At 72.2% G+C, this 23,745-nt stretch carries 19 protein-coding genes and 3 pseudogenes; 12 read left to right on the top strand and 10 right to left on the bottom strand.

The features are described from left to right. From ACFXAM_RS08970 to ACFXAM_RS08920, 11 genes and pseudogenes are all read left to right on the top strand, one after another. Positions 1-546: pseudogene (locus ACFXAM_RS08970) on the top strand (hypothetical protein); the annotation flags it as partial. Positions 547-683: 137 nt separating this feature from the next. Further along, positions 684-2,327 (top strand): annotated as a pseudogene (locus ACFXAM_RS08965) (IS1182 family transposase). Between the two features lie 466 nt (positions 2,328-2,793). After that, on the top strand, positions 2,794-3,819 hold the full coding sequence (locus ACFXAM_RS08960; RefSeq protein WP_380288954.1) for a methyltransferase: 1,026 nt from the start codon (positions 2,794-2,796) through the stop codon (positions 3,817-3,819). A gap of 46 nt (positions 3,820-3,865) precedes the next feature. Beyond that, on the top strand, positions 3,866-4,909 hold the full coding sequence (locus ACFXAM_RS08955; RefSeq protein ID WP_380288952.1) for a methyltransferase: 1,044 nt from the start codon (positions 3,866-3,868) through the stop codon (positions 4,907-4,909). Between the two features lie 42 nt (positions 4,910-4,951). Next, a complete protein-coding gene (locus tag ACFXAM_RS08950) occupies positions 4,952-6,340 on the top strand; it encodes a tryptophanase (RefSeq protein WP_380288950.1) in 1,389 nt (462 codons plus the stop codon). 89 nt (positions 6,341-6,429) lie between these two features. After that, on the top strand, positions 6,430-6,684 hold the full coding sequence (locus ACFXAM_RS08945) for an acyl carrier protein (RefSeq protein ID WP_380288948.1): 255 nt from the start codon (positions 6,430-6,432) through the stop codon (positions 6,682-6,684). After that, positions 6,681-7,688 (top strand): beta-ketoacyl-ACP synthase 3, encoded by a 1,008-nt coding sequence (locus ACFXAM_RS08940; protein WP_380288946.1) that lies wholly within the window; start codon positions 6,681-6,683, stop codon positions 7,686-7,688. Before ACFXAM_RS08945 ends, ACFXAM_RS08940 begins: the two co-directional genes overlap by 4 nt. Further along, entirely contained in the window at positions 7,685-8,620 is a 936-nt protein-coding gene (locus ACFXAM_RS08935; protein WP_380288944.1) for an acyltransferase domain-containing protein, read from the top strand. Before ACFXAM_RS08940 ends, ACFXAM_RS08935 begins: the two co-directional genes overlap by 4 nt. After that, positions 8,617-9,642 (top strand): 3-oxoacyl-ACP synthase III family protein, encoded by a 1,026-nt coding sequence (locus ACFXAM_RS08930; protein WP_380288942.1) that lies wholly within the window; start codon positions 8,617-8,619, stop codon positions 9,640-9,642. Before ACFXAM_RS08935 ends, ACFXAM_RS08930 begins: the two co-directional genes overlap by 4 nt. Beyond that, positions 9,639-10,652 (top strand): ACP S-malonyltransferase, encoded by a 1,014-nt coding sequence (locus ACFXAM_RS08925; protein WP_380288940.1) that lies wholly within the window; start codon positions 9,639-9,641, stop codon positions 10,650-10,652. The genes ACFXAM_RS08930 and ACFXAM_RS08925 overlap by 4 nt, the downstream gene beginning before the upstream one ends. Continuing rightward, complete coding sequence (locus ACFXAM_RS08920; RefSeq protein ID WP_380288938.1) at positions 10,645-12,507, top strand: acyl-CoA dehydrogenase; 1,863 nt, start codon at positions 10,645-10,647, stop codon at positions 12,505-12,507. The genes ACFXAM_RS08925 and ACFXAM_RS08920 overlap by 8 nt, the downstream gene beginning before the upstream one ends. On the opposite strand, the gene ACFXAM_RS08915 is transcribed toward ACFXAM_RS08920, so the two are convergent. From ACFXAM_RS08915 to ACFXAM_RS08870, 10 genes are all read right to left on the bottom strand, one after another. Next, positions 12,491-13,579 (bottom strand): beta-ketoacyl-ACP synthase 3, encoded by a 1,089-nt coding sequence (locus ACFXAM_RS08915; protein WP_380288936.1) that lies wholly within the window; start codon positions 13,577-13,579, stop codon positions 12,491-12,493. The genes ACFXAM_RS08920 and ACFXAM_RS08915 overlap by 17 nt on opposite strands. 18 nt (positions 13,580-13,597) lie before the next feature. Continuing rightward, the gene (locus ACFXAM_RS08910; RefSeq protein WP_380288934.1) at positions 13,598-14,038 is read right to left on the bottom strand and encodes a nuclear transport factor 2 family protein; all 441 of its coding nucleotides are present in this window, start codon (positions 14,036-14,038) and stop codon (positions 13,598-13,600) included. After that, the gene (locus ACFXAM_RS08905; RefSeq protein WP_380288932.1) at positions 14,031-14,447 is read right to left on the bottom strand and encodes a lipocalin-like domain-containing protein; all 417 of its coding nucleotides are present in this window, start codon (positions 14,445-14,447) and stop codon (positions 14,031-14,033) included. Before ACFXAM_RS08905 ends, ACFXAM_RS08910 begins: the two co-directional genes overlap by 8 nt. Position 14,448: 1 nt before the next feature. Continuing rightward, positions 14,449-16,737 (bottom strand): beta-ketoacyl synthase N-terminal-like domain-containing protein, encoded by a 2,289-nt coding sequence (locus ACFXAM_RS08900; RefSeq protein ID WP_380288930.1) that lies wholly within the window; start codon positions 16,735-16,737, stop codon positions 14,449-14,451. Between the two features lie 45 nt (positions 16,738-16,782). After that, positions 16,783-17,937 (bottom strand): zinc-binding alcohol dehydrogenase family protein, encoded by a 1,155-nt coding sequence (locus ACFXAM_RS08895; RefSeq protein WP_380288928.1) that lies wholly within the window; start codon positions 17,935-17,937, stop codon positions 16,783-16,785. Then, a complete protein-coding gene (locus ACFXAM_RS08890) occupies positions 17,924-18,358 on the bottom strand; it encodes a hypothetical protein (RefSeq protein ID WP_380288926.1) in 435 nt (144 codons plus the stop codon). The genes ACFXAM_RS08895 and ACFXAM_RS08890 overlap by 14 nt, the downstream gene beginning before the upstream one ends. Continuing rightward, positions 18,355-18,876 (bottom strand): hypothetical protein, encoded by a 522-nt coding sequence (locus tag ACFXAM_RS08885; protein ID WP_380288924.1) that lies wholly within the window; start codon positions 18,874-18,876, stop codon positions 18,355-18,357. The genes ACFXAM_RS08890 and ACFXAM_RS08885 overlap by 4 nt, the downstream gene beginning before the upstream one ends. A gap of 344 nt (positions 18,877-19,220) precedes the next feature. Then, a complete protein-coding gene (locus ACFXAM_RS08880) occupies positions 19,221-21,599 on the bottom strand; it encodes a beta-ketoacyl synthase N-terminal-like domain-containing protein (protein ID WP_380288922.1) in 2,379 nt (792 codons plus the stop codon). 74 nt (positions 21,600-21,673) lie between these two features. Continuing rightward, positions 21,674-21,985, bottom strand: coding sequence for an acyl carrier protein (locus ACFXAM_RS08875; protein ID WP_380288920.1), 312 nt, complete (start codon positions 21,983-21,985; stop codon positions 21,674-21,676). Positions 21,986-22,419: 434 nt separating this feature from the next. Beyond that, a complete protein-coding gene (locus tag ACFXAM_RS08870) occupies positions 22,420-22,572 on the bottom strand; it encodes a hypothetical protein (RefSeq protein WP_380288918.1) in 153 nt (50 codons plus the stop codon). Between the two features lie 84 nt (positions 22,573-22,656). On the opposite strand from ACFXAM_RS08870, the pseudogene ACFXAM_RS08865 reads away from it, so the two are divergent. Then, positions 22,657-22,826: pseudogene (locus ACFXAM_RS08865) on the top strand (IS630 family transposase); the annotation flags it as partial. Positions 22,827-23,745 lie beyond the last annotated feature (919 nt).

Genomic DNA, 23,745 nt, shown 5'->3' with positions numbered 1-23,745 from the left:
TCGACCAACGTCTCCTTCGGACTGCTGTCCGACCTCGCCTTCAGCCTCGCCCTGACCAACGGAGGCAACAACGGCAAGATCGTCCTCGCCGGACTGGCGCAGTCGCCCGACCCGTTCAACATCATCGGGGCCGGCGCCTTCGGCCTGACCGAACTGAACGCCGACGGCAGCCTCAACACCTCGTTCGGCACCCTCGGCAAGACCACCACCAAGATCACCCTCCTCGGCGACGAGGCCCGCTCCGTGGCCATCGGCCCGGCGGGCAAGATCTACGCGGCCGGCGAGAGCGGCGAGATCTCGCCCTTCCCGCTGGACCCCAACACCGGTGTGCAGACCGTGCTCCGGTACACCTCCAACGGCCTCCTCGACACCAACTGGGGCACGTCGGGCATCGTCACCACGCCGTTCGGCACCGGCGGCGCGTCCGCCCGAGGCGTCGCCCTCGACTCCAGCAACCGCCTGGTCACGGCCGGCACCGCCACCGTGACCAAGCCCGACCTGACGCCCGGCTTCGACTTCACCGCCGCGCGCTACCAGACCAACTGACCCTCCGACGGGCATACGCCCAGGGGCCCGGGACCGTGGTGGGATGCTGTTGGCCAATTCGGGCCTGTGCGTGACGTCGGTTCCCAAGACCTGGTTGTGGTCTTGGGAGCCGACGTTGTCGTTTGGGGAGGGTGTCTATGTCGATGCGGTCGAAGGAGCCGGACGAGATCCCGGTGGAGACGGTGCGGTGGCTCGGGCTGCGTTCCCGAAGGGGAGCCTGGCGATCCGGGTCCGGGACAAGCTGGGGTGCTCTTCACTGACGCGCAGTTCGCTGATCTGTTCCCGGCTCGGGGGAAACCTGCCGGGTCACCGGGCCGACTCGCGCTGGTGCTGGTGTTGCAGTTCGTGGAAGGGCTCACCGACCGGCAGGCCGCGGAGGCGGTGCGGGCGAGGATCGACTTCAAGTACGCGCTCGGGCTGGAACCCGGTGATCCGGGCTTCGACTTCTCGGTGCTCTCGGAGTTCCGGGACCGCCTGGCCGGGGCGGATGCCGGACGGCGGGTGCTGGACGGCGTCCTGGCCGCAGCCCGGGAGAAGAACCTGCTGGCCACGGGCGGGAAGGCCCGGACCGATTCCACGCATGTGCTGTCGGCGGCCCGCGAGCTGAACTGGCTGGAGATGGTCTCCGAGACGCTGTGTTCGGCGCTGAACGCACTCGCGCTCGCCGCTCCCGACTGGCTACGGGAGGTGGCCGACCGGTACTGGTTCAGGACTACGCCACCCGGGCCGAGGACTCCCGATTCCCCAAGGCCCGCACCAAGCGGGCCGAGGTCGGCCTGCGGATCGGGGCGGACGGCGTGCGGATGCTCGCGGCCGTGGCCTCGCCCGACGCACCCGCCGGACCGCGCGAGCTGGAGCAGGTGGAGATCCTACGGCGGATCTGGGTGCAGCACTTCCACCTGAGCGGGGGCGGGGTGGTGCGGCGGGACCCAAAAGACCGGCCGCCGGGCGCGATGCGCCTGGTCACCCCCTATGACATCGAGGCCCGCGGCAGCGTGAAGCGCGACACCATGTGGGACGGATACAAAGTCCACCTCACCGAGACCTGCGGCACCGACGGTCCGAACCTGGTCGCGAACGTGGCCACCACCGTCGTTACGGTCACCGACAGCGTGATGGGCGAGACCATCCACCGAAGCCTCGCCGAACGCGACCGCCTGCCCGGCGAGCACTGGGTCGATGTCGGATACCCCACCGCCGCCCAGGTCGTGACCGCCCGAACCGAGCACGGTGTCGACGCGCGGGGGCCGATGGCGGCCGACACCACCGCCCAGGCCGGCACCGGCTTCGGGCAGGACGCGTTCACCATCGACTGGGAACGCGAGCAGGTGGCCTGCCCGCACGGCGTGACCAGCACCCAATGGCACCATCGGCACTCGCAGCAGGGCCTGCCGGTGATCCGGGTCCGCTTCAGCCCGGCCCATTGCCGAACCTGCCCCAGCCTGCGTGACCGCGTCAGCTCACCGAAGGCCGAACGCCGTGAGATCACCCTGCGGCACCGCGCCGAACACGAGGCCGTCCACGCCGCCCGCACCGAGCAGCAGGCCGATGCCTGGAAGGACCGCTAAAAGATCCGCGCCGGAGTGGAGGGCACCATCTCTCAGGTAGTCGGCCGTTGCGGCCTGCGCATATCCCGCTACCGAGGCCTGGCAAAGACCAGCCTCCAACACCAACTCACCGGCGCCGCGATCAACCTCGCGCGCATCGACGCCCACCTCACCGACACGCCCCGGGCCCGCACCCGCACCGGCCACTTCGCAGCACTTCGCCCCGCCGGATAGATCCGACGGGGCGAAACAACCAGGCCCGAGGCGGCGGGCCGGGCGAGGCCGGCGTGCTATCGGGGGCCACCGGGCGGCCCAGGCGCCGGGAGAGCACCTCGCAGAGCAGCGCGGGCACCGGTTCCATGGGGAGGGAGCCAGCGAGCCAGTGGCTCACCGAGGTCCGGTCGTAGCGCAGGACGACGCCGCATTTCGCGCCGGCCCGGTTCACGGCCCGGGCCAGGCCCTCCCCGCTCAGCGCCGCTTCGTCGAGCAGGGCCCGCAGCCGGTGGTTGGATGGGTGGTTTCTGGTCATGGTCACTGCCTCGCCAAAACTCCGCAGCCGCCACCCCACGCGCCCCGGACGCCTGCGCCCCGTGTTCGCGCGGTCGCGCGACGCAGGCGCCCGCGCAGTACATTGGGAGGGCCGGTGCGGACACCTCCGCCCGTGTGCGCGGTGGTGTCCGACGCTCTCCGGAGGACCCCCATGAGTACCCAGGCCGTTCCGCTCCCTCTGCTGAACCTGACGTTCGGGGTGCACGCGTTCAAGGCGCTCGCCCTGGCGACCGAGCTGGGGCTGTTCACCGAACTGTCCGGCACCACGACCACCGTGGCGCGCTTCGCCGCACGGCACGGCATCGACGAACGGCCCGCCGAGCTGCTGCTCACCGCCTGCACCGCACTCGGACTGCTGCGGCGCGACGACGCGGGAACGTACCGCAACTCGGAGATGTCCGAGGAGTTCCTGGTGCGCGGCAAGCCGTACTACTTCGGGGGCTGGGTGACGGTCGTGGACCAGCACGAGTACCCCGCCTACCTCAAGCTGGCCGACTCCCTGCGCGGCAACCACCCGGTCAGCTGGGACCCGGTGCGCCAGGAGTCGCTGTTCGCGCCGGACGACCCGGTGATGCTGGAGCACTTCTGGGAGGGCATGCACGCACTGTCCGCGTTCACCGCCCGCCGGCTCGCCGAGAAGCTGGACTTCACGGCCGTGCGCCGGGTCCTGGACGTGGGCGGCGGCGGGGGCGCGTTCGCCGTCGAGCTGTGCCGGCACCACCCCACGCTGCGGGTCACCGTCTTCGACCTGCCGTTCGTCTGCGAGCTCACGCGCCCCCGGATCGCCGCGGCCGGCCTGGAAAAGCGGATCGACCTCGTCGGCGGGGACTTCTTCACCACCCCGCTCCCCGGCGGCCACGACACGGTGCTGCTCTCGAACATCCTGCACGACTGGGGCGAGACGGACGCCCGGCGCATCCTGGCCGCCTGCGCCGAGGCGCTGCCGGAGAACGGCCTGCTGGTCATCTGCGAGTCGTTCGTCGACGACGACAAGCGCGGCCCCGTCCCGGCCGCGCTGATGAGCCTGAACATGCTGGTGGAGACCTGGGGCCGCAACTACACGGTGGCCGAGTACAGCGCGTGGCTGCGGGACAAGGGCCTGGTGACGGAGCGTGTGCTGTCCCTGGACGGGGCGCCCACCACCGGCGCGCTCGTCGCGCGCAGGGTCCGGCCCTGACCCCCGCGTTCCCGCCGTCCCACGAAGGATCACGAAGGAACCACCCATGACCACCACCCCGGTTCTGGCTCTGGAGGACCTGACGCCGGTGCTCTTCGGGCACGCCGCCTTCCAGTACCTCAACGCAGGCTGCGAGCTGGGCCTGTTCGACCTGCTGCGCGACCGGCCGGGCCGCACCAGGCAGGAGGTGGGCCGCGGGCTGGCGCTCGCCGACCGCGCCACCGACATCCTGCTGCTCGGAACGACCGCGCTCGGCCTGACCGTTCGCGAGGACGACCGATACCGCAACGCCCCCGCCATCGAGGCACTCTTCAGCGACGGCCAGTGGCCGCGCTTCGCCAGCGTGGTGGCCTTCGAGGCGCACATCGTCTACGAGGCGCAGGCCGACTTCACCGCGTCCCTGCGGCAGAACAGCAACGTCGGGCTGCGCCGGATCCGCGGCACCGGCCGCGACCTCTACCACCGGTTCGCCGAGAACCCGGAGCTCGAACGCGTCTTCTACCAGTACATGCGCGCCTGGTCGGAACTGTCCAACCCCCTCCTGCTGGCCCACGAGGGCTTCGCGGCGGCCGGGACGGTGCTCGACGTCGGCGGCGGCGACGCGGTGAACGCCATCGCGCTCGCCCACGCCCACCCCCACCTGCGGATCACCATCCTGGAGATCCCCGCCACCGCGCCCCTCACACGCCGACGGATCGCGGACAGCGGGCTCGCCGAGCGGATCACCGTGCACGAGGGCGACATGTTCCAGGACTCCTTCCCCGCAGCGGACTGCGTGCTGTTCGCCCACCAGCTGGTCATCTGGGAACCCCACGAGAACCTCGCCCTGCTCCAGCAGGCGCACAAGGCCCTGCCCGACGGCGGCCGGGTGGTCATCTTCAACTCCTTCTCCGACGACCGGGGCGACGGCCCGCTCATGGCGGCCCTGGACAGCGTCTACTTCGCCTCGCTGCCCGCCCGCGGCGGCATGATCTACCCCTGGTACCAGTACGAACAGTGGCTGGGCGAGGCCGGCTTCGACCCGTCCGCCATCACCCGCACGACGGCCGCCTCCTGGACACCGCACGGCCTCATCACGGCCGTCAAGTAGCCCACGGGCCCGGCCGACGGCACACACCAGCAGGAGGTACCCATGACGGCCGCCTACCCGGCGGAGCCCTGGCGGATCAAGATGGTCGAGCCGCTGCGCACCACCACCCGCGAGGAACGCGAGACCGCCCTGCGCGCGGCCGGCTACAACCCGTGCCTGCTGCGCGCCGAGGATGTCTACATCGACCTGTTCACCGACTCCGGCACCAACGCCATGTCCGACCTCCAGTGGTCCGCCCTGATGCGCGGCGACGAGTCCTACTGCGGCGCCACCAGCTTCTACCGGATGCGCGACGCGGTGCGCGCCCACTACGGCTACGAGCACGTCATCCCCGTCCACCAGGGCCGCGGCGCGGAGAACCTGCTCTCCCGCATGCTCATCCGCCCAGGCCACCACGTCCCCGGCAACATGTACTTCACCACCACCCGCGCCCACCAGGAGCTCAACGGCGGCACCTTCCACGACGTCATCGTCGACGCCGCCCACGACCCCGCCGACGAGAGCCCCTTCAAGGGCGACGTCGACCTGGCCAAGCTGGAGAAGCTGATCGGCGAGGTCGGCGCCGACACCATCCCCTACGTGTGCGTCGGCGCGCCGGTGAACATGGCCGGCGGCCAGCCCGTCAGCATGGACTGCCTCACCCGGGTGCGCGAACTCACCGCCCACCACGGCATCATGGTCATCCTGGACGCGGCCCGCGCCGTGGAGAACGCCTACTTCGTCCAGCAGCGCGAGCCGGGCTGGAACCACCGCAGCATCGCCGACATCCTGCACGCGATGTGCGACCTGACCGACGGCGCCACCATGTCCGCGAAGAAGGACAGCTTCGCCAACATCGGCGGCTGGCTGGGCCTGCGCGACCCCGACCAGGCCGAGCAGGCACGCGGCCTGGTCGTCCTCTACGAGGGCATGCACACCTACGGCGGCATGGCCGGCCGCGACATGGAGGCCATTGCCCAGGGCATCGCCGAATCCGTCCAGGAGGAGAGCATCCGCGCCCGCATCGCCCAGGTCGCCTACCTCGGCCAGCGCCTCATCGACGCCGGCGTCCCCGTGGTCCGCCCCATCGGCGGCCACTGCGTCTGCCTGGACGCCGCCACCATCCTCGACCACATCCCCCAACGCCTCTTCCCCGCCCAGACCCTGCTCGCCGAGCTCTACCTCCACGCGGGCGTGCGTGGCGTGGAGCGCGGCATCGTCTCCGCCGGCCGCGACCCCGAGACCGGCGAGAACCGCGCCCCCGCCCTGGAACTCGTCCGCCTCGCCGTCCCCCGCCGCGTCTACACCCAGGCCCACCTCGACGTCGTGGCCGAGGCCGTCATCGGCCTGCACCGCGAACGCCGGTCCATCACCCACGGCCTGCGCTTCACCTACGAACCGCGCCACCTGCGCTTCTTCCAGGCCCGCTACGAACCCGTCCCCGCCACCTGACCGAACGGCAGAGGCAGAAAGGAGCCGATCTCCCGGACCGGGCCCCTCCGGCCAGCCGGAACCGCACACTCTCGGAAGGGAGTCCTCCCATGGCCGACCTCACCCTCGCCGCTCTCCAAGAGATCATCGACAGCGCCATCCCGGAATGGGGGACCACCCTGACTCCCGAGAACGCGGACCTGCCCTTCGAGGAACTGGGCGTCGACTCCCTCGCCCTGATCGAGACCGCCGACCGGCTGCAGGAACGCTACGCCGTCCCGATCCCCGACGCGGCCGTCGACGACCTCCGCACTCCCCGCCTGACCCTGGCCTTCGTCAACGCCGCCCTGGCCAGGCAGCCATGACCAGCGGCCACCCCGGCGGGCCGCGGCTGACGGCACCGCCCGGGACACCCGGTGAGATCGCCGGCATCGGCGTCCACCACCCGCGCACGCGCGTGGGGAACGCCGAGATCGCCGCCCGGCTCCACGTCGACGAGCAGTGGATCACCTCCCGGACCGGGGTGCAGGGGCGCCACCGGGCCGAAGACTGCGAGCCCCTGGAACGGATGGCCGCCGAGGCCGCCCAGGACGCGCTGCTGGTTGCCGGAACCAACGCCGCCGACCTCGACTGCGTGATACTCGCGACCATCACCAACCCGCAGCAGACCCCCGCCGTCGCCGCCCGCGTCGCCGCGACGATCGGCGCCCGCGCCGCCGCTTTCGACCTCGCGGCGGCCTGCGCCGGGTTCTGCCACGGCCTGGAGGTTGCCCGCAGCCTGATCGCGGCCGGTACAGCACGATCGGTGCTCGTCATCGGCGCGGACCGGATGCTCGACATCGTCGATCCCGACGACCCCGGCACCGCGCCCCTGTTCGGCGACGGAGCCGGAGCCGCCCTGGTCAGGGCCGCGCACGAGTGCGGCATCGGACCGGTGGCGTGGTGCGCCGACGGAACCCGCGCGGACGCCCTGGAAACACGGCCGACCCTGAACGACAGTTCGGGGAAATCCCGCCCGTACCTGCGGATGCAGGGGACGGCGGTAGCCCGTTGGGCGATCGCCAACGCCGCGGCCGCCGCGCGGCGGGCGATGGACGTGGCCGGCGTGGAATGGGCCGACCTGCACGCCTTCGTTCCACACCAGGCCAACCAGCGGCTGACCGAGACCCTCGTACGGCTGCTGGACATGCCCGCGCACGTGGCCGTGGCCGACGACATCCGCGTCAGCGGCAACACCTCGGGGGCGTCGGTGCCGCTCGCCGTGTACGCACTGCGCGCCGACGGACGGCTGCCCGCGAACGGGCTGGCCCTGCTGGTCGGCTTCGGCGCCGGGATGAGCTGCGCCGCCCAGGTGGTGCGGATCCCATGACCCCCGCCGTCGGTCCGCTCCAGCCGGAGCACTCCGGCGGGAGCGTCTACCTCTTCCCCGGCGACGGGTCGTTCGTTCCGGGCGCCCTCACGGCTATCGCCGACAGCGCCGTGGTGGCCGACACCCTCCTCCAGGCCGACCGGGCCTGCGCCGGGCACGGGGTGGAACCGGTCAGCGGGCTGCTGACGGACCCGCACGGGCCGACCGCCCGCGAACTGCTGCGCGCCGGCCACTACGACCTGGTGCACATCGCGACGATGACCGCGGCGCTCGCCCGCTTCCGTCGGCTGGCCCCGCCGGCCCCGGCTCCCGGGGACACCGTGCTGGGCCACAGCCTCGGCGAGGCCACCGCTCTGGTCGCCGCCGGTGCCCTGACGCTCGGCGGAGGCGTCGACATCCTGTGCGCGGTCAACCGGGCCCTGCGCGGGTGGCCGCCCGCCGCCGGGGCGATGCTCGCCGTCGGGGCGCCCGAGGCGCGGGTCCGACAGACGATCGGGGCCGCAGCCTTGCGGAGCATCCGCCTCGCCGCCGACAACGGCCCCGGACAGAGCACCTGGGTCGGTCCGGAGGAGGAACTGGCGGCGCTCGCGGCGGCGGCCCGTGCCCACGGGTGGCGCACCGCCCAGCCGGCCACCGCCTGGCCCTACCACCAGCCGGCCCTGCGCCACGCGCGCCGGCACGTCTCCAAGCCACCCGGACGGTTCCCGCCGCGATCCCCCGGACCCGCGTCTACAGCGCCCACCGCTCCCGCTTCCTCACCCCCCGCGGACGAGATCCGTGCCACCGCGACCTGCTATCTGACCCACCCGGTGCGCTTCGCGGACGCGCTGCGCACCCTGCTCCTGGAGAGCCCCGAGGCGTTCATCGACTGCGGCACGCGCGGCACGCTGTCCGCCCTGCTGTCCACCGTACGCAAGGAGGTCCGACCATGACCGCGCCCCGCGTCGGCGTCCTGGCCACCGGCGCCTACCTGCCGGCGCAGATCAGGACGAACGAGGAAGTGGAGACCGCCGTGCGCGTCCCCCGCGGCTGGATCCGGCAGCGCACCGGCGTGCTGCGACGCCATGTCGCCGCACCCGAGCAGGCCGCCTCCGACCTTGCCGCGCAGGCTGTACGACGGGCCCTCGACCCGATCGGCCTGCACGCCACCGACCTCGGGCTCCTGGTCCTGGCCACCTCCACCCCGGACGAGCTGGGACCGTCCTGCGCCTGCCGGGTGCAACACCTGCTGGGCGCCTCCAACGCCGTGGCGTTCGACATCGGCGCGGCCTGTTCCGGCTGGCTGTTCGGGGCCCGCGTGGCCCACGACTGGCTGCGGGCCGAGACCGGGACCGGCGTGGGAGGCGGCGGGCGCTACGCGGCGGTCGTCGGCGTCGAGGTCTACTCACGCTTCCTTTCCCCCGCCGACCGCACCACCGCCGTGCTCTTCGGCGACGGCGCGGCCGCCACCGTCCTCGGCCACGTACCCGACGACACAGGCTTCGCCGCCATCACCCTCGGCTCCGACGGCGCCATGGCCGACGACGTGCTGATCCCGGCCGGCGGCAGCCGCCTTCCCGCCTGCGCGCGCACCATCGCCGACGGCCTGCACCGGGTGCGTATGGACGGCCGCGTGGTGCGCGACTTCATCCTGGAGATCTTCCCCGCCGCCGTCGCCGACGCCCTCGCCCGCAATGGCCTCGACCTGAACGCGATCGACCTGCTCGTCACCCACCAGCCCAACCCGGTCCTGCTCCGCCAGGCGGCCGAGGACCTGGGCATCCCCCCGGAACGCGTGGTCGTCGTCGGCGACCTGCCCGGCAACATCGGTGCCGCCTCCATACCCCTCGGACTGGCACGCGCCGCCGACGACGGCCGCCTCCAACCCGGCGACCGCGTGCTGATCGTCGCCTTCGGAGCCGGCGCCACCTGGGGCAGCACCGTCCTGACCTGGACCGCCGAGAGGACCCGATGAACACCGGCGCCGGCCACGGCACCACCCGGCCCGGCCCGGGCGGCGTCGTCTTCCTCGTCCCGGGCCAGGGCAGCCACCCGGCCGGCGCCCTGGCCGCACTCCACCGCGACGTGCCCGCGGTCCGCGCACCGATCGACCGCGTACTCGACACCGTCGACGCGATCGCCGCTCAGCAGGACTTCGACCCGGTACGCAACGTACTCCTCGGCCCCGACCGACCCCTTCCCCTCGCCCCGGACACCCCCCAGTTGGCGCACTACGCCGCGGCCATCGCCCTGGACCGGGCACTCGCCGCCGTCGGGATCAGACCGAAACTGGTCGTCGGGCAGAGCTTCGGCGAGATCGCCGCCCTCGTCTGTGCCGAGGCCTTCGATGTCGCCGACGGCGCCCGGGCGGTCTGCGCGTTCAACCACACGTTCCGCCCCCACGAGGGCACAGGAGCCATGGTCCTGGTCAAAGCCGGCGAGCAGGACACCCTCCGGCTGCTCGACCGGACCGGCCGCGACGACCTGGTCCTCGCCTGCCTCAACACCCCCCGACAGAGCATCGTCAGCGGCCCGAACACCGCGATCACCGCCCTGCTCGAACAGACCGGACAGCACGACGTCCCCGACCTGCTGAAGCTACCCATGCCCTACGGCATGCACCACCCATCACTCGGCCCGTCCGCGGACCGCTTCCTGCGCGCCCTGCGCCCGCTGCCCCAACGCCCGCTGCGCACCCCGGTCCTCTCCCCGGTACGACGCCGCCGGTACACCGACGCGGACGACCTGCACCGGGCGCTCGCCGACTGCGTGACCGAGCCCGTGCACCTCCTGGAGACCCTGCGGAGGCTTCCGACCTCACCGGACGTGCTCTTCGTGGAAGTCGGTGTCGGAGACACCCTGTGCCGCTGCCTGCGGGCGGTCTCGCCCGACGCACGCACCGTCGCCCCGCTGTCCGGCGACCCCGGCCGGATCTTCGCTGGCGACCCGAACCCACCGGGGGAAGGGAGTCCGCCCGATGCCTGAACCCGCGAAGCACCGCGACACCGTCCGGGCGATCACCGACGTACTCGCCGGCCCCGTCGCTCCCGGCACCCGCGCTGCGGTCGCCTCTCTGCTCACCCAGGACGCCCTCCGACCCGCCGAAGGCCTGCGCGCCCTCGACCTCCACCGCTCGACGTACGACCGGCTCGCCCGGCTGGTGCGGCACCTGCCCGCCAGCGGTATCGACTCCACCGACCCGGCCGCCCTGCTGGCGCTCGCGGAGTGGACCGCCGTGGTCGACCCCTCCCTGTGCATCGCCACCGTCATCCACTACGCGCTGTGCATCGGCACCCTGGCCGAGTTCGCGCACGACGACCCCACCGCCGTCGGCTACCTCCGGGCGCTGGAATCCGGTGGCCTCGCCGGAGCCTTCATGATCACCGAGATCGGCGCGGGCAACAGCCAGCTCGCGGTCCGCACGGAGGCGGTCTTCGACCCCGCGGCCCGCGAGTTCGTCCTGCACACCCCCGACGACGGCGCGCTGAAGTTCACCAACGCGGGCATCAGCGACCGCCCGAAACTCGGGGTGGTGTGCGCCCGGCTGGTGGTCGGCGGAGCGGACCGCGGGGTCTTCCCCTTCGTCCTGATGCTCAGCGACGGGGCCGGCCCGCGGCCCGGCGTCCGGATGTCCTCACCGGCGGAGATCCCGTTGGTCCCGTTCGACTACGCCCTGGCCGGCTTCGACCACGTCCGCCTCCCCTACATCGCGTGGCTGCGGGACACCGCCCGGATCGACCCGGACGGCGCCTTCCACGACCCGCTCGGTGACCCGGACCTGCGGCTGTTGCGTACGCTGGTCGGGCCCGAGAACGTCTGGGCGATGGCCTCGGTCGCCCTCGCCGCGGTCGGCCGGGCCTCGGCCGCCCTGGCCCTGGGTCACTCCGTCCGGCGCCGCACGATGGCCAGGATCGCCCCCGAGTCCGTCCTGCTGAACTACCGCACCCAGCGGCGCGCGCTGTTCGGCGCCCTGGCCACGTCCTATGTGGCGACGTGCCTCGCCAACGACGCGGCCCGCGACTGGAGCGACCGGATACGCGGCCGCCGGTCGCCCGGCACCGCCGCGACGGCCCCCATGACCTGGGCGCCCTGGGCCCCCGCCAACCGGGCCCTCGCCCTGGCCAAGGCCGTCGCCGCGTGGGCGGCCGAGGAGACCGCCGCCGAGTGCCGCCTGCGCTGCGGGGTGGCCGGAGAACTGGCGGTCAACCGCTTCCAGTCCTACGAAGGGCTCGGCCACGTCTTCAACGACGCGGGTGGGAACAACCTTCTCACCCTGCTCGACACCGCTCGGGCGCTGGTGGCGGCCCCGGACATCCGACACCCGCCGACCGCCCCTGACGTGGCGTCGCCGACGGATCCCCGACGGTGGCTCTTCCTCGCCCGGTCCCTGGAGTACCGCCTGGTGGCCGAACTGTCCGACGCCGTCGCCGGGGAGGTGGCCCGGTCCCGCGACTCGTTCGACCGGTGGAACCCCCACCTGGAGACCGCCCGCGAGGCCGGGCGGGCACACGCCGACCGGCGCGCCCTGGAGGCCGCCGTCACGACGACCGCGGCGGTGGCCGATCCGCGGGCCCGGTCCCTGCTGCACACCCTGACGGCGGTGCACGCCCTGCGCCACCAGCAACGCGCCGCCGGCCGGCTGATCGGCGAGGGGCTGCTGGAGACCGGGCACCACCGCTCGACCGAAGACGCCCTCAACGAACTCTGCGACACCCTCGCGGACCACACCGACGCCCTCGTCGAAGCCTTCGGCTACCCGCCCACCGCGACCGGCGCACCGCTGGGCCACGTCGGCTCCTACGCGTCGGCCCTCGCCGGAAGGCTCACTTGGACCGGATGAAGCGCGGTACGGACGTCAGCGCCCGGGTGTCCTCGCGGAGCTCGGGTCCGAGTTCACACGGCTGCACGGCGGGCCAGGTCAGAGCCAGCGAACCCCAGGTGAGGCCGCCTCCGAAGGCGGTCATCACGGTGCGGGCGCCGGGGCGTACCACGGCCTGGCTCGCGGTGGCCGCGAATGCGAGCGGAATCGAGGCGGCGGCGGTGTTGCCGACGACCCTGATGTTTCCGAAGTTCCGCTGGGGCGCGATGCCGATCTGCTCGGCCACGGAGTCGAGGATCCGCTGATTGGCCTGGTGACCGATGAACGCCTCGACGGAGTCGACCGGCCAGTCCGCCCGCTCCAGCGCCCGGCGGGCGGACTCGGTCATCCGGCGGACGGCGTGGAGGAAGACGACGCGGCCTTCCATCCGGAGGTACCACGGCCTCCGTTCCTCCCGCGCGGTGGAGGCCGGCCTGCGGGAGCCCCCTGCCGCGATCTCGATCAGGTCGCCGCGGGCGCCGTCGCTTCCCAGGTCGACGGCCCGCAGGGCGCCGGCCTCGGTCGGATCGCCGCGGCGCAGCAGCACGGCGCCGGCTCCGTCCCCGAAGATCGCCGCCGTGTCCCGGTCTTGCGGATCGGTGATCGTCGAGTAGGTCTCGGCGGCGACGACCAGGGGGCGCTGGCAGAGGCCGGTCGCCATGAGGGCGTCGGCGACGGCCACCGCGTAGACGAACCCGGAGCAGACGGCCGCCAGGTCGAAGGCCGGCACCAGACCCAGCCCCAGCCTCTGGGCGATCTCGGGGGCGGTGGCGGGGCAGTGCCGGTCCGGCGTCGTGGTGGCCAGCAGCACCGCGTCGGCCGGCGGCCCGCCGGCGGAGGCCGTCGCTGCGCGGCTTGCGGCCGTCGCCAGGTCGCCGGTGCTGATGCCCGGCGTGACGCGACGGCGGTACTCGATGCCGGTGCGTTCGCGGATCCATCCGTCCGTGACGCCGAGCCGTCCTTCGCGGACCACGTCCTCGTTGGACAGGGACACCGGCGGCAGGGAAGCACCGAGTCCGCAGACGACGGCGGTGTGCCGTTGATTCGTCGTCATGGTTCCACCAGGTGAGGCCTACGGCCGCTGCCGCGCCGGTTTCGCGGCGGGCGCTTCCGCGAGGAGTCCCGCTTCGTGGAGTTCCCGGATCCCGCAGAAGGTCGTCCGGTCGAGGTAGGTGATGTCTTCGGTGATCTTTCCCTCCAGGATCCTCAGGATGCTGCAGAAGCATCCCTCCATGGGCTTCGACGAAGCATGGTCGGTGTAGCGGACACGGGCCCGGACGATGACCCGGTCTCCCACCGGGACGGTCTCGTCGATGTGCATGACGCGGTCGGGTGCCGCGTCCAGGACGGTCTGTTCGATGGCGTGGAAGACGGTGCGGTCGGTGATGGTGAGGAGTCCGGGCACGATGACGACGAAGCCGTCCGCGTAGCATTCGTCGAGGCACTGGTGCACGTCACGGTCGTACAGGTGCTGCCACCGGTGCACAAGCCGGAGGTTTTCCGCGTCACTCATGGCCGATCCTTTCGGTGCGGCGCCGCCAGATCAGAACTGGCCGGCCGGGAGTGGAGTTGTTGGAGGTCGAGGGGCGGAAGAGCGCGAACTCCCCGTCGAGCTCGTAGGTCCGGTGCAGTACGGTCCCCACCCACTCCTCGACGGTGCTCGCGATGACGTGGTGTTCCACGGAGTTCCGCTCGGCGTCGATGGTGTACCGGGCGACGTAGGCGCAGTAGGCCGGGATGCCGGGCAAGGGGGAGGGTGGGGTCGCCGTCCGGGGCCCGGGGGCGAGCTGTGCGGAGACCATTCCGCACGCGGTGTAGATCCCGAGCCCGAACGGTTCACGCCCATAGGGGAACACGGAATCTCCGTGTTCCAGGAAGACTTCGAAGCTCATGAGGTCCCACGCGCCGAGCAGTGGGTTCATGTCAGTCCTCCTCCCGCGGTGCTGTATCCGTCCGGTTCTGCGGGTGTCCCTGGAGTAGCCGGAGCAGACTGTCCGCACACCCGTAGGTGCGCTTGCGGAGGATGCCGTTGTCGTCTCGGGCCGGCGCCGTTCCTGCGGGTCGGCCGGGGTCCAGTGAGGCGATGACGGGCAGGCCGTGGGCGCGGGCGGTACCGGGACGGGTCAGCAGCACCGCGAAGCCGCCGTCGGCGGGCGTGGGCTCCCCGGTGGGCGCGTGGGTGCCCCAGGAGCGGACCGGCTCCGCGCGACCCGCTCCGGCGCTGTTGAACGCGGAGACGAACGCCACGTCGACCGTCCCGGTGTCGAGGTGGAGCCCGGCCGCGCGCACGGCCCGCGCACCCGCGTCCGGGCCTTCGACGGCGAAGGCGGGACCGGAGAGGTCGAAGTACCTGGCCACGCTCGCCGCCGAGGTGCTGATCAACATGCCGGCCAGCGCGTAGGGGCCCAGGTCGACCTCGGCCCGCAGCCGTGCGGCGGCGGCCTCGCCCCGGCGCCCGGAGGGATCGGCGGTCCGGCCCTCGGGCGAACGCCGCACGGAGTCGAGATGGCAGCGGAGGACCGTGTCGAGGTACGTCTCAGTCGGCCCGCAGTGCGCCGTGAACACCCCGGTCGTCGCCCTCAACCCCGCCATCACATCCAGGTGGTCCCTGGTGAGCTCGCGGAAGAGCCGCATGGCGGAGATGTGGCTCTGGTCGAGGGCGCGCAGCTGGCTGCCGGGGATGAGGAACTCGCCCTTGGCCGGAGGCGGATAGGTCGGCACGAAGAACGGTGGCGGCGCGTCGCGGGCACCGGAGAGCCAGGCGGGGAAGGCCCGGGAATCCAGGCCACCGGGGACGTCGGCCGCCAGGGCGACGACCGCCAGGGGTTCCGGCTCGTTCCGTGCGGCGGACCACGGTGGGGTGACGGTACGGCTGGACGGTCGCGTCGCCGGCACCCGTTCCGCCGCGCCCAGCAGGAGGTGGACGTTGGTCCCGCCGAGGCCGAAGCCGTTGACGCCCACGACAGGGGGGATACCGTCCGCTCCGAAGGGGGTGTGCTCTGTCGGCACCCGCAGGTCGCCGCCCAGTGCGCAGGCCTCGGCCGGACGGCTGTGATGGCCCTGCGCGGGGATGAGGCGGTGCCGTAGGCCGAGCAGCGCGTGGACGACGGAGGCCGGGCCCGCCGCCGGGGAACCGTGTCCGACGACGGACTTGGTGGACGTCAGGAAGCGGCGAGGAGGGCCGGGGTAGGCCCGGCGCAGGGAGGCGACCTCGGTGGCGTCGCCGAGCGGTGCGCCGGTTCCGTGCGCGACGAACCACCCGACCTCGGTGGGCGGCAGCGCGGCGGAGCGCAGGGCCCGGGTCATGGCCCGGGCCTGTCCCTCGGCGTTGGGCGCGTTCATGGCCTTGCCGCGCCCGTCGTGGGCGATGCCCGTGCCCAGGACGAGGCCGTGGACGCGGTCCCCGTCCCGCCGGGCCCGCTGCAGCGGCTTGAGGACGAGGGCGACCGCGCCGTCGGCGAACACGGTGCCGTCGGCGCCCTCGTCGAAGGGGCGGATCTCACCGCTCGCGCTCTGGCCTCCGTTGCGGGTCGAGCAGATCATCGCGGTGATCGGCATGCTGATTGCGGCGGCGCACACCACCGTGGAGAACTCTCTGCACCACAGCGCCCGTACCCCCGCGTCGATCGCCACGAGTCCCGACGAACACGCGGAGTCCACGACGAGGACCTCCGTGGAGTCCGGCAGGAGTCCTCGCATCGCCGAGCGGACCAGTGCCGTGGGAAACCACCGGGCCGGGAGTGGTGGATCCGCACTCCGGGGGGCTCTCTCGCCGGGCTCGGAGAGCGTCCTCAGCAGTTCTCGTCGGGCGATGGCGAACTCGAACTCGCGCAGGACGGCGGGTTGCACGGCCGCCGAGCACAGGACGGGGGAACCCGGGTCCATCCGCACGCCGGCCAGGGCCCCGCGCAGACAGAAGCGCAGCCAGGTCTCCGCTTCGCTGCGGTCGTCGGCGGCCGCGTCGGTGACGCCGGCAGGCAGCAGGTCATGGTGCACATAGCCGGCGAGGCGGGAGGTGACCTTGTCGGGTGCCGAGGGGGCAGCGGAGTGGAAGTGTTCGATCGGGAACAGCTTCCCCGGTTCGGTGAAGACGTTGGTGCCCCGGAGCAGGAGGCGCCAGAAGCCGTCGGGCGTGCAGGCGCCGGGCACGACGATTCCCATGCCCACGACCGCGACCGGGTCACGCGCGGTCCGGCCAGTAGCGGGGCTCATGGCTCCGTCATCTCCTCCCGGGCTCGCGCCGCGGATAGTGTGCCGTCACAGCGGGTTGACCGTGTAGGTGGGGAAGTAGCTGGGAGCACGTCCGCTGGCGTGATCCCGTGCGAGCTGCGGGATGTCGTCGAACTCGTAGTGCGCGGTGAGCCACGGCTCCGGGAGCCATCCGGTGGACTCCTGGAAGTCCCGGATCGTCGCCGAGTCGCCGTGCCGCCAGGCGTGGGTGTGCACATGGACATGGCGTCGCAGGCACTCTGCGGCGCGCCCGACCTCTAGGCGCATCCCGGCCTTCCAGCCACAGGTGGTGATGACGCCCAGTCGCGCGGCCGCGCGCAGCGTCGTGGGGAACAGGGGTCCGCCCAGGTTGTCGACGACCACGGCGCAGCCGCGTCCGTCGCTGAGCGTGTCGAGGCGTGCCAGGAGGGCGCGTTCCGCCCGGCGGTGTGCGCGGGCGGCCTCGTCCTCCTGCCCGGTCTCGGCCGGGCAGGCGAGGCCGGGGTAGTCGCGCCGGTCGATGGGGGTGATGCCGTGCTCGGCGATGACCCGCAGCCGGTCGTCGCAGCTGGCGGTCATCGCCGTCCGGAAGCCTTCGCGGCGGGCCAAGCCGAGTTCGGCGAGGGCCACCCCGCCGCCCCAGCCGAAGATGAGGTGCTCGGACGGCTCGGCTTCGCGCTGCTGCGCACGCCAACATCGCTTCGCGACCCGCCAGTTGTCCCAGGCGGGGAAGTAGCGGCCGTAACCGGCCCAGCTGGCGAGCGGGTGTCGGCTGTCCGGCGGGAGGGGAAGCAGGCAGTCTCCGGGGACGACCGTCCGGGTGGCGAGCAGTCCGTGGGTACCCGGCATGTCGTAGCCGTGGATCAGCTCCGCGTACCCGTTCTCGTCACGCCTGCCGAACGCGAGGAACAGGCACAGGTCCCCCTCCTTGGGCGAGAAGCCCGCCACGGCGGGGCGCAGCACCCGGACGATCCCGATGTTGCCGAGGATGGCGAACGGGTCCTGCCGCTGACGGCAGATGTCCACGGGCGACCGTTGCAGGGCGTGGGTCATGTTCGCTTCCCACGAACCCATGATGGCCTCCACCAGCGCCTCGTCCTCCCGCGGCTCGGGCAGCCGCACCGTCGCGCGGACCAGCTCTCCCGGACCTGGTCGCGCGCCGGCCGGCCCCGGACGCAGCACCCATGCGTCAGCTTTGATCATTCAGGGCCTCCCGCTCCCGCGGTCGTGCGCGTGGCGTGCTCAGCAGGTCGATGGCGCCTTCGACCAGCAACTCGCCGTTCTGGTTGCGGTACTCCAGCCCCACATCGGCCCAGTCGCCGAAAGCCCCCGCCGGTCGCACCGAGCGGACGGTGACCGTGGCGGTGACGGTGTCGCCGACACGCGCGGCGCCGTGGAAGGTGAACTCGGCACGATGGCCGACCAGGTCCATACCCGGGGCGAACATCGAGACGAAGGCGGCCAGGTAGAAACCGTGGGCGATCGGCACGCGATCGCCGGCAGGCAGGTGGCGTTCGCCCAGGTCGCCGATGAGTTCGCCGAACATCCGGACGAGGTGTGCCGAGACGTGCCGCCGGACGACGAAGGTGTCACCGGGCTTGAGGCGCCCGGCCCGGGCGTTCATGGGCACTCCTCCCTCCGCCCTCGCGAGGCCGGGAGCGGCGACCGCACCCACCGCACGCCGTGTGCGGAGAGCAGGGTACGCGAGTCCGGGGCCACGACGGCGAACAGCGACTCCTTCGGGGCCCGGCCCGCCGCGCAGTGGACGAGCCGCAAATCCCCGAAGAGCACGTCGAGTTCGGGATCATTGCAGGTGGTGAACAGGTCGAGGTGCGCGAGCCGGACGGCGTGTCCGCCGTCCTCCCGGACCGGGGGCGAGGTTAGCGCGGCGAAGTGCAGCAGCGCCGCCAGCCCGGCGATCGGGAGCCGGTGACCGGCGAGAACGGGCAGCGCGGTGGCCTGGGTCCGGCACCGCGCCGCGCTCGCGTTCGGGCGGGTGGTGAACCCGGTCAAGGTGGTCAGGGGCCCGCTGGCCGTCCTGCCTCCTTCCCCGCCCCCGGTCCGTTCCTCCCATTCCTCGATGACCCGGGAGGTGTCCGTGCGGCCGCCTTCCAGGCCGCGCGCGAAGCGAACGTCCGCCACCGCCGCCTTCTCCCCGCGCTCCGTGAAGAGCCGGGTTCGGACGGTCCGTTCGCGGCCTCCCTGTCCGCCCGTGCTCATGCTCGCATCGGCCCGCAGCGGGGACCCGGGCGGTTCCGCGTCTCCGTGCGTCCGAAGCCGCACGCGGGAGAACCCGGCCACGGGCCAGTCCGGAACCATGGGCGAGGCCGCGTCGACCAGGTACTGCAACAGCAGTCCGGCGGCCAGTGCCACGCGGCAGGGCGCCTCACAGAGGGCCCATAAAGTGTGGTCGGCCTGGCCCGGGGCCACCTGCCCGCGTCCGTACCGCCTGGGTCCGACCCGGGAAACCGCCGACGGATCCGTCTTCATCGCAGGCCCCCCGCGCATGCCGCGAGGCCTCGGGTTCGCGCTGGAACGGTCGTGACGCGCAGCGCGGGAACGCCCAGCCGGCCGCTATCGCCGACCAACCCCGTGCCGCCGGTGGACACGGCGCGGATGGCGGCCAGGACGCCGTCGCCGCCCAGATAGGTGCGCCTGTCACGCAGGAGGGGCGGCCCACCCGCCGCCGGAACCGCTTCGGGGGCCACATCCGCCGTCAGCCCTCCCAACACCGGCCACCCCTGCTCACGGGCCACCGGCTCGCGCGCGAGGGCCACCAGGAAAGCCCCCTCCGCCAGCCGACGTGGGGGGACTCCGGCCAGCGACGCGAAGACCGGGGCGGAATGGGCGTTCAGGCCCACCACCAGTGCGAGATCAAGTTCACCGCTGCTCAGCGCCCGGGCGGCTGCCAGCAAGGCCCGTTCGCCGCCCCCGCGCGCCGCGCTGATGTTCATCGCCGGCCCCTGCAGGTGATAGCGGTTGGTGATGCGGGCGGCCCCGATGCTGCCCTGGAGTCCCGTCAAGGAGTGCGAGTTGCTCACAGGTGCGCGGGCCCGGACCTTCGCCAGCCAGGTCCGGAAGGCCTCGCGGACCTCCTGGTCCTCGCCCGCCAGCAGGGCATCCAGATCTCGTGCGTAGCAGCGCACCGCCGTATCCAGGTGCAGTTGGCACGGCATGGTCTGGGCGGAGTAGACCCCTGTGCGTTCACCTACCGGTTCCCACAGCGGTCCGTACTTCTCGCTGAACCGGGCCGCCGTCCGCAGCTCCAGCCACTGGCCCGGGTCGGTCGCGCGCAGCACGTAGGCGGGGAGCCGGGCCTCGGCGAATGTGGGCATGCTGTGCGGCCGGGGGAAAGCGGGGGCGGCCGGCAGCCGGCCGCGTACCAGACCGCGCTCGACCTCCTCGTCGTCCGGTGACCCGGGCAGCACGGCCGTCCACCCCGCCACGACCAGGGGTTCCGCCCGGCAAACGGCGTCGCCCGGGCCCTTTCGGGCCAAGGGCCGGTCATGGACGACGAGATGCCCGTTGATCCCGCCGAACCCCATGGCCGACACCGCGGCGGTCCGCGGCCCGTCGCCGTCTCCGGGGTAGGGGACGGCGATGACCGGGACGCGCAGCCGCTCGTCGGCCGATGCCGCGGAGGGGCCGGAATACCAGGGCTGGGCCGGAATCGAGGCGTGCTCCAGCGCCAGCAGTGCCAGGATCAGCGAGACTCCGCCCGATGCGTACGTCGAATGTCCCAGCAACGACTTGTTGGCCGAGCACAGGAACCCGCCCGCCGGAGCGAGGTCCCGTAGGACGGCGGTCTCCGTCTCGTCGCCGACCAAGGTCGCGGTGCCGTGGGCCAGCACCCACGGCACCTGCGCGGGCTCGACCCCCGCCGCCGACCAGGCCCGCCGCAGGCACAGTCGCTGGCCGCCCGTGCTGGGCGCGTAAGCCGCACGGCCAGCCCCGTCCGAGGACCCGCCGAACCCCCCGACAACGCCGAGGACGCAGTCGCCGTCGGACCGGGCCCGCTCGTACTCCTTGAGCACCACCATGAAGGCACCGTCGCTGAGCACCGTTCCGGCGGCTGCCGGGTCCAGCGCCCGCACCCTCCCGTCCGGACTGAGCGCGCCCAGCTTCGCGAAGGCGACATTGAGCTGGGGGGAGACCGAGGCGACCGCACCGCAGCAGGCCACGGACACGCCGCCGTCGAGAATGCCCTTCACGCCCAGGTCTACGGCGTAAAGGCCGGAGGCGCACGCGGCGTCGACGGCGAGGAACTCGTCCAGGCGAGGCAGCAGGCCCTCGGCGACGTCCTCGGCCAGCCGGTCGGGCAGGAGCCTCCCCGGACACTCTGCGGCGTGTCGGTAGTGCGAGCGCAACAAGCTCCGGAGCCTGTCCGCGCGGCAGCTCCTCCTGGCCGCGCCGCTCCCCTTCCGGGCCGCCGTGCAGCCCTCGATTCCGTCCTCGATGCCGCCGACAACCGCCTCGACCAGCAAGGTCTCCTCGACGTCCTGGCAGCCGACCTCGCCGATCCCCAGGTACATTCCGTACCGGTCCTCCGGACGCCGCGACGTCCCGGTCAGCGCCTGGGCCAGGCTGTGCCGCAGCCAGAGCAGCGACAGTTGACTGGCACCGTAGCGGCCCGCGGCGAGCTCCGCCGCGATGGGCGGGGCCGGACGGAATCCGGGAGCGGCATTGTCGATGAACCCGCTGACCCGTGTGTACGTCGAGTCGTCGGCCCCTGGATCGGGATCCCAGAAGTAGCGGTTGCGATAGCGGTCGCCCGGCTCGGTGAACAGCGGGCGGGGTGACTGGAACAGGTCCCACAGCTCCGCAGGACTAGCGGCCCCCGGTACGACCAGTCCAGCCCCAACCACCGCGACGCATCCCGGGCCGCTTCCTGCGGGGCGGCGCTCCCTCGGCCGCGTCATGGCCTCCCTCGCCCCCTTCCTCACACCGCCTGAGGATTCCCGGCCTGAGGATTCCCGCCGGCCTCGGCGGCCAGTTCGAGCAGCAGGTCCACCACAGCGGAGGGCGTCGGGTACTCGTTCGCCCGCAGGCCGTCCGCGACGTCATCGACTGCCTCCTCGGCGCCGTACCTCTTGAGGATCTGACCGAGCAGCGTGATCTGGTGCAGGGAATCGACCCCCAGCTCCGCCTCCAGCTCGGTCTCGGGCCCCACCGCTTCGGATGGGAACTCCAACTCCTCGGCATAGAAATCGCAGACTTCCCGCACCAGGTCACTTCTTGAGGAGAGATTCATCGGACCCACTTCACTTTCAGGTCGATACCCACCCCCTCCCACATTCCTCCATCATGATACGTGATGGAACAATTCTGCTCCATCCCGATTCGCCTCAGAAAGGCGCCACCTGCTCGCATGTGACTGAATGTAACCACCGACCCGATAGGCGGCCTCAAGCGTGTCGCGCCATCCCTGCTCCACTCTTCCACTCCCGACGGTGCACGTCATCCGGGGAACGCCGGGCGCGGAGGAAATCGCGATCATGCTGGCCATGGTGTACATGATTCGTCAACAAAGGATAAATTGTCCCTCCTGTCCGGCCGAAGCTGCGAGAGTTCCTTGGATGGAGAGCTGGACCTCCTTCCCGCTCCCGGGATCGTGGCGGACTCGGGAGACCGCCGAGTTCCGCCCGGTACAGGTCGCACCCGCACCAGATGGATCACGGGTCACCTTCAGGCGGACCGGGCGACCAGCCGGTCGGCGAGCTTGACGAGGCGCTTCCGCGGGCGCGCCTCCTGGGCGGCCGCAACCGTCGGGGCGAGTCCGCCATCGTCGTAGCACTCGCCGTTGATCAGCGGCGTCCGCGGCGGGCAGAGCCGGACCAAGGCCGCCGCGCCCTCGGCCGCCGGCGCGCCGAGGAGGGAACGGTGGGAAACACGTCCGCCTCCCCGTGCACGTGCACGGGGAGGCGGCGTGTGAAGACCTGGAAGGCCTCCCATGACCCGACTACGCCACGAAGCAGGCCCGGGTTGAGTACCTCTAGGCCATCGCCGACGGCGAGGTCGTACCTGCGGAAGGCGAACCCGAAGTCGTATTCTGTATGGACGAGTTCGTTCCGCTCAGCCTCCACCCCACCCCGGCCGGTCCCTCTCCGCGGGCCTTGTAGCCGGCGTAGGTGTTCGCGGTGAGCCCATCATTCCGCGCCGCCAGCCACTCCCGCGGGTAGTCCGCGACGGTGGTACGACGCTCCTCGTACGCTCCGCTCAGCTCACCCTCCAGCACCGCCCCAGCTCCTATGCGGCCTCCGCCTTCGTCGCGAACCCTCCCCGCCGCCGGGTATGCCGTCGGCCGTACTCCGATGCCAGGTCGACGCAGTACGTCCATGACCTGTGCTCCGCCTCCTCCAACAGCCGCACACACCACGCACCCAACTGCTACCCGCCCTCGTCCTGGCGCCCGCACCGCCGGTACACCCTGCCCCGCTGCGCACGCTGTCCCATGAGCTTCCCCTTCTCCTTGGACCGGGTGGTTCCGGGACCAAGGTTCGCCGCCGTGTCGGGAGTGGCGGCAGAGCGTGCGGGGCGGTGCGTGAGGCACGTCAGAACCATCTGGAGATGACACGCTCAAGACGACACACCGCCCGGAAGATCACAGTCCGCAGTCCGCAGTCGGCGGGTAGGCGACCTTGATCCGCCTCCAGGCGCCCGCCCTGCGGGCTGGCCGACGCCGCCGAAATGGCGGCCGTCGAGCTCGCGTGATGCCACCTGCTGAATGGCCGACAGATTCCGGTCGCGGGTAGTGACAGCAGTGGGGTGGTCGGCCTTGGGACCACTTTGGGCTGGGGGTCAAGGGGTCGCCGAGTCCTCCTGGCTGGATGAGGGTCCAGGACGGAGGGTTCGTGTGGGTGGCGGCCGGTGCATGTCCTGCACAGGAATTTTCCGGTGCCGTCTTCGTACCGCGCCACGAATGCCCCGTCGCGTTGTGGGCTCACGCGTGGACCGTGCTGTCCGGCCGATCTTCTGAGGGGTCGACAGCTGTGCGGATAGGCCCGAGATAGC

The organism is Kitasatospora sp. NPDC059462 (assembly GCF_042749955.1).
Classification (GTDB): domain Bacteria; phylum Actinomycetota; class Actinomycetes; order Streptomycetales; family Streptomycetaceae; genus Kitasatospora.
The sequence above is the reverse complement of the archived record's forward strand: the minus strand, read 5'-3'. Positions and strand labels throughout refer to the sequence as shown.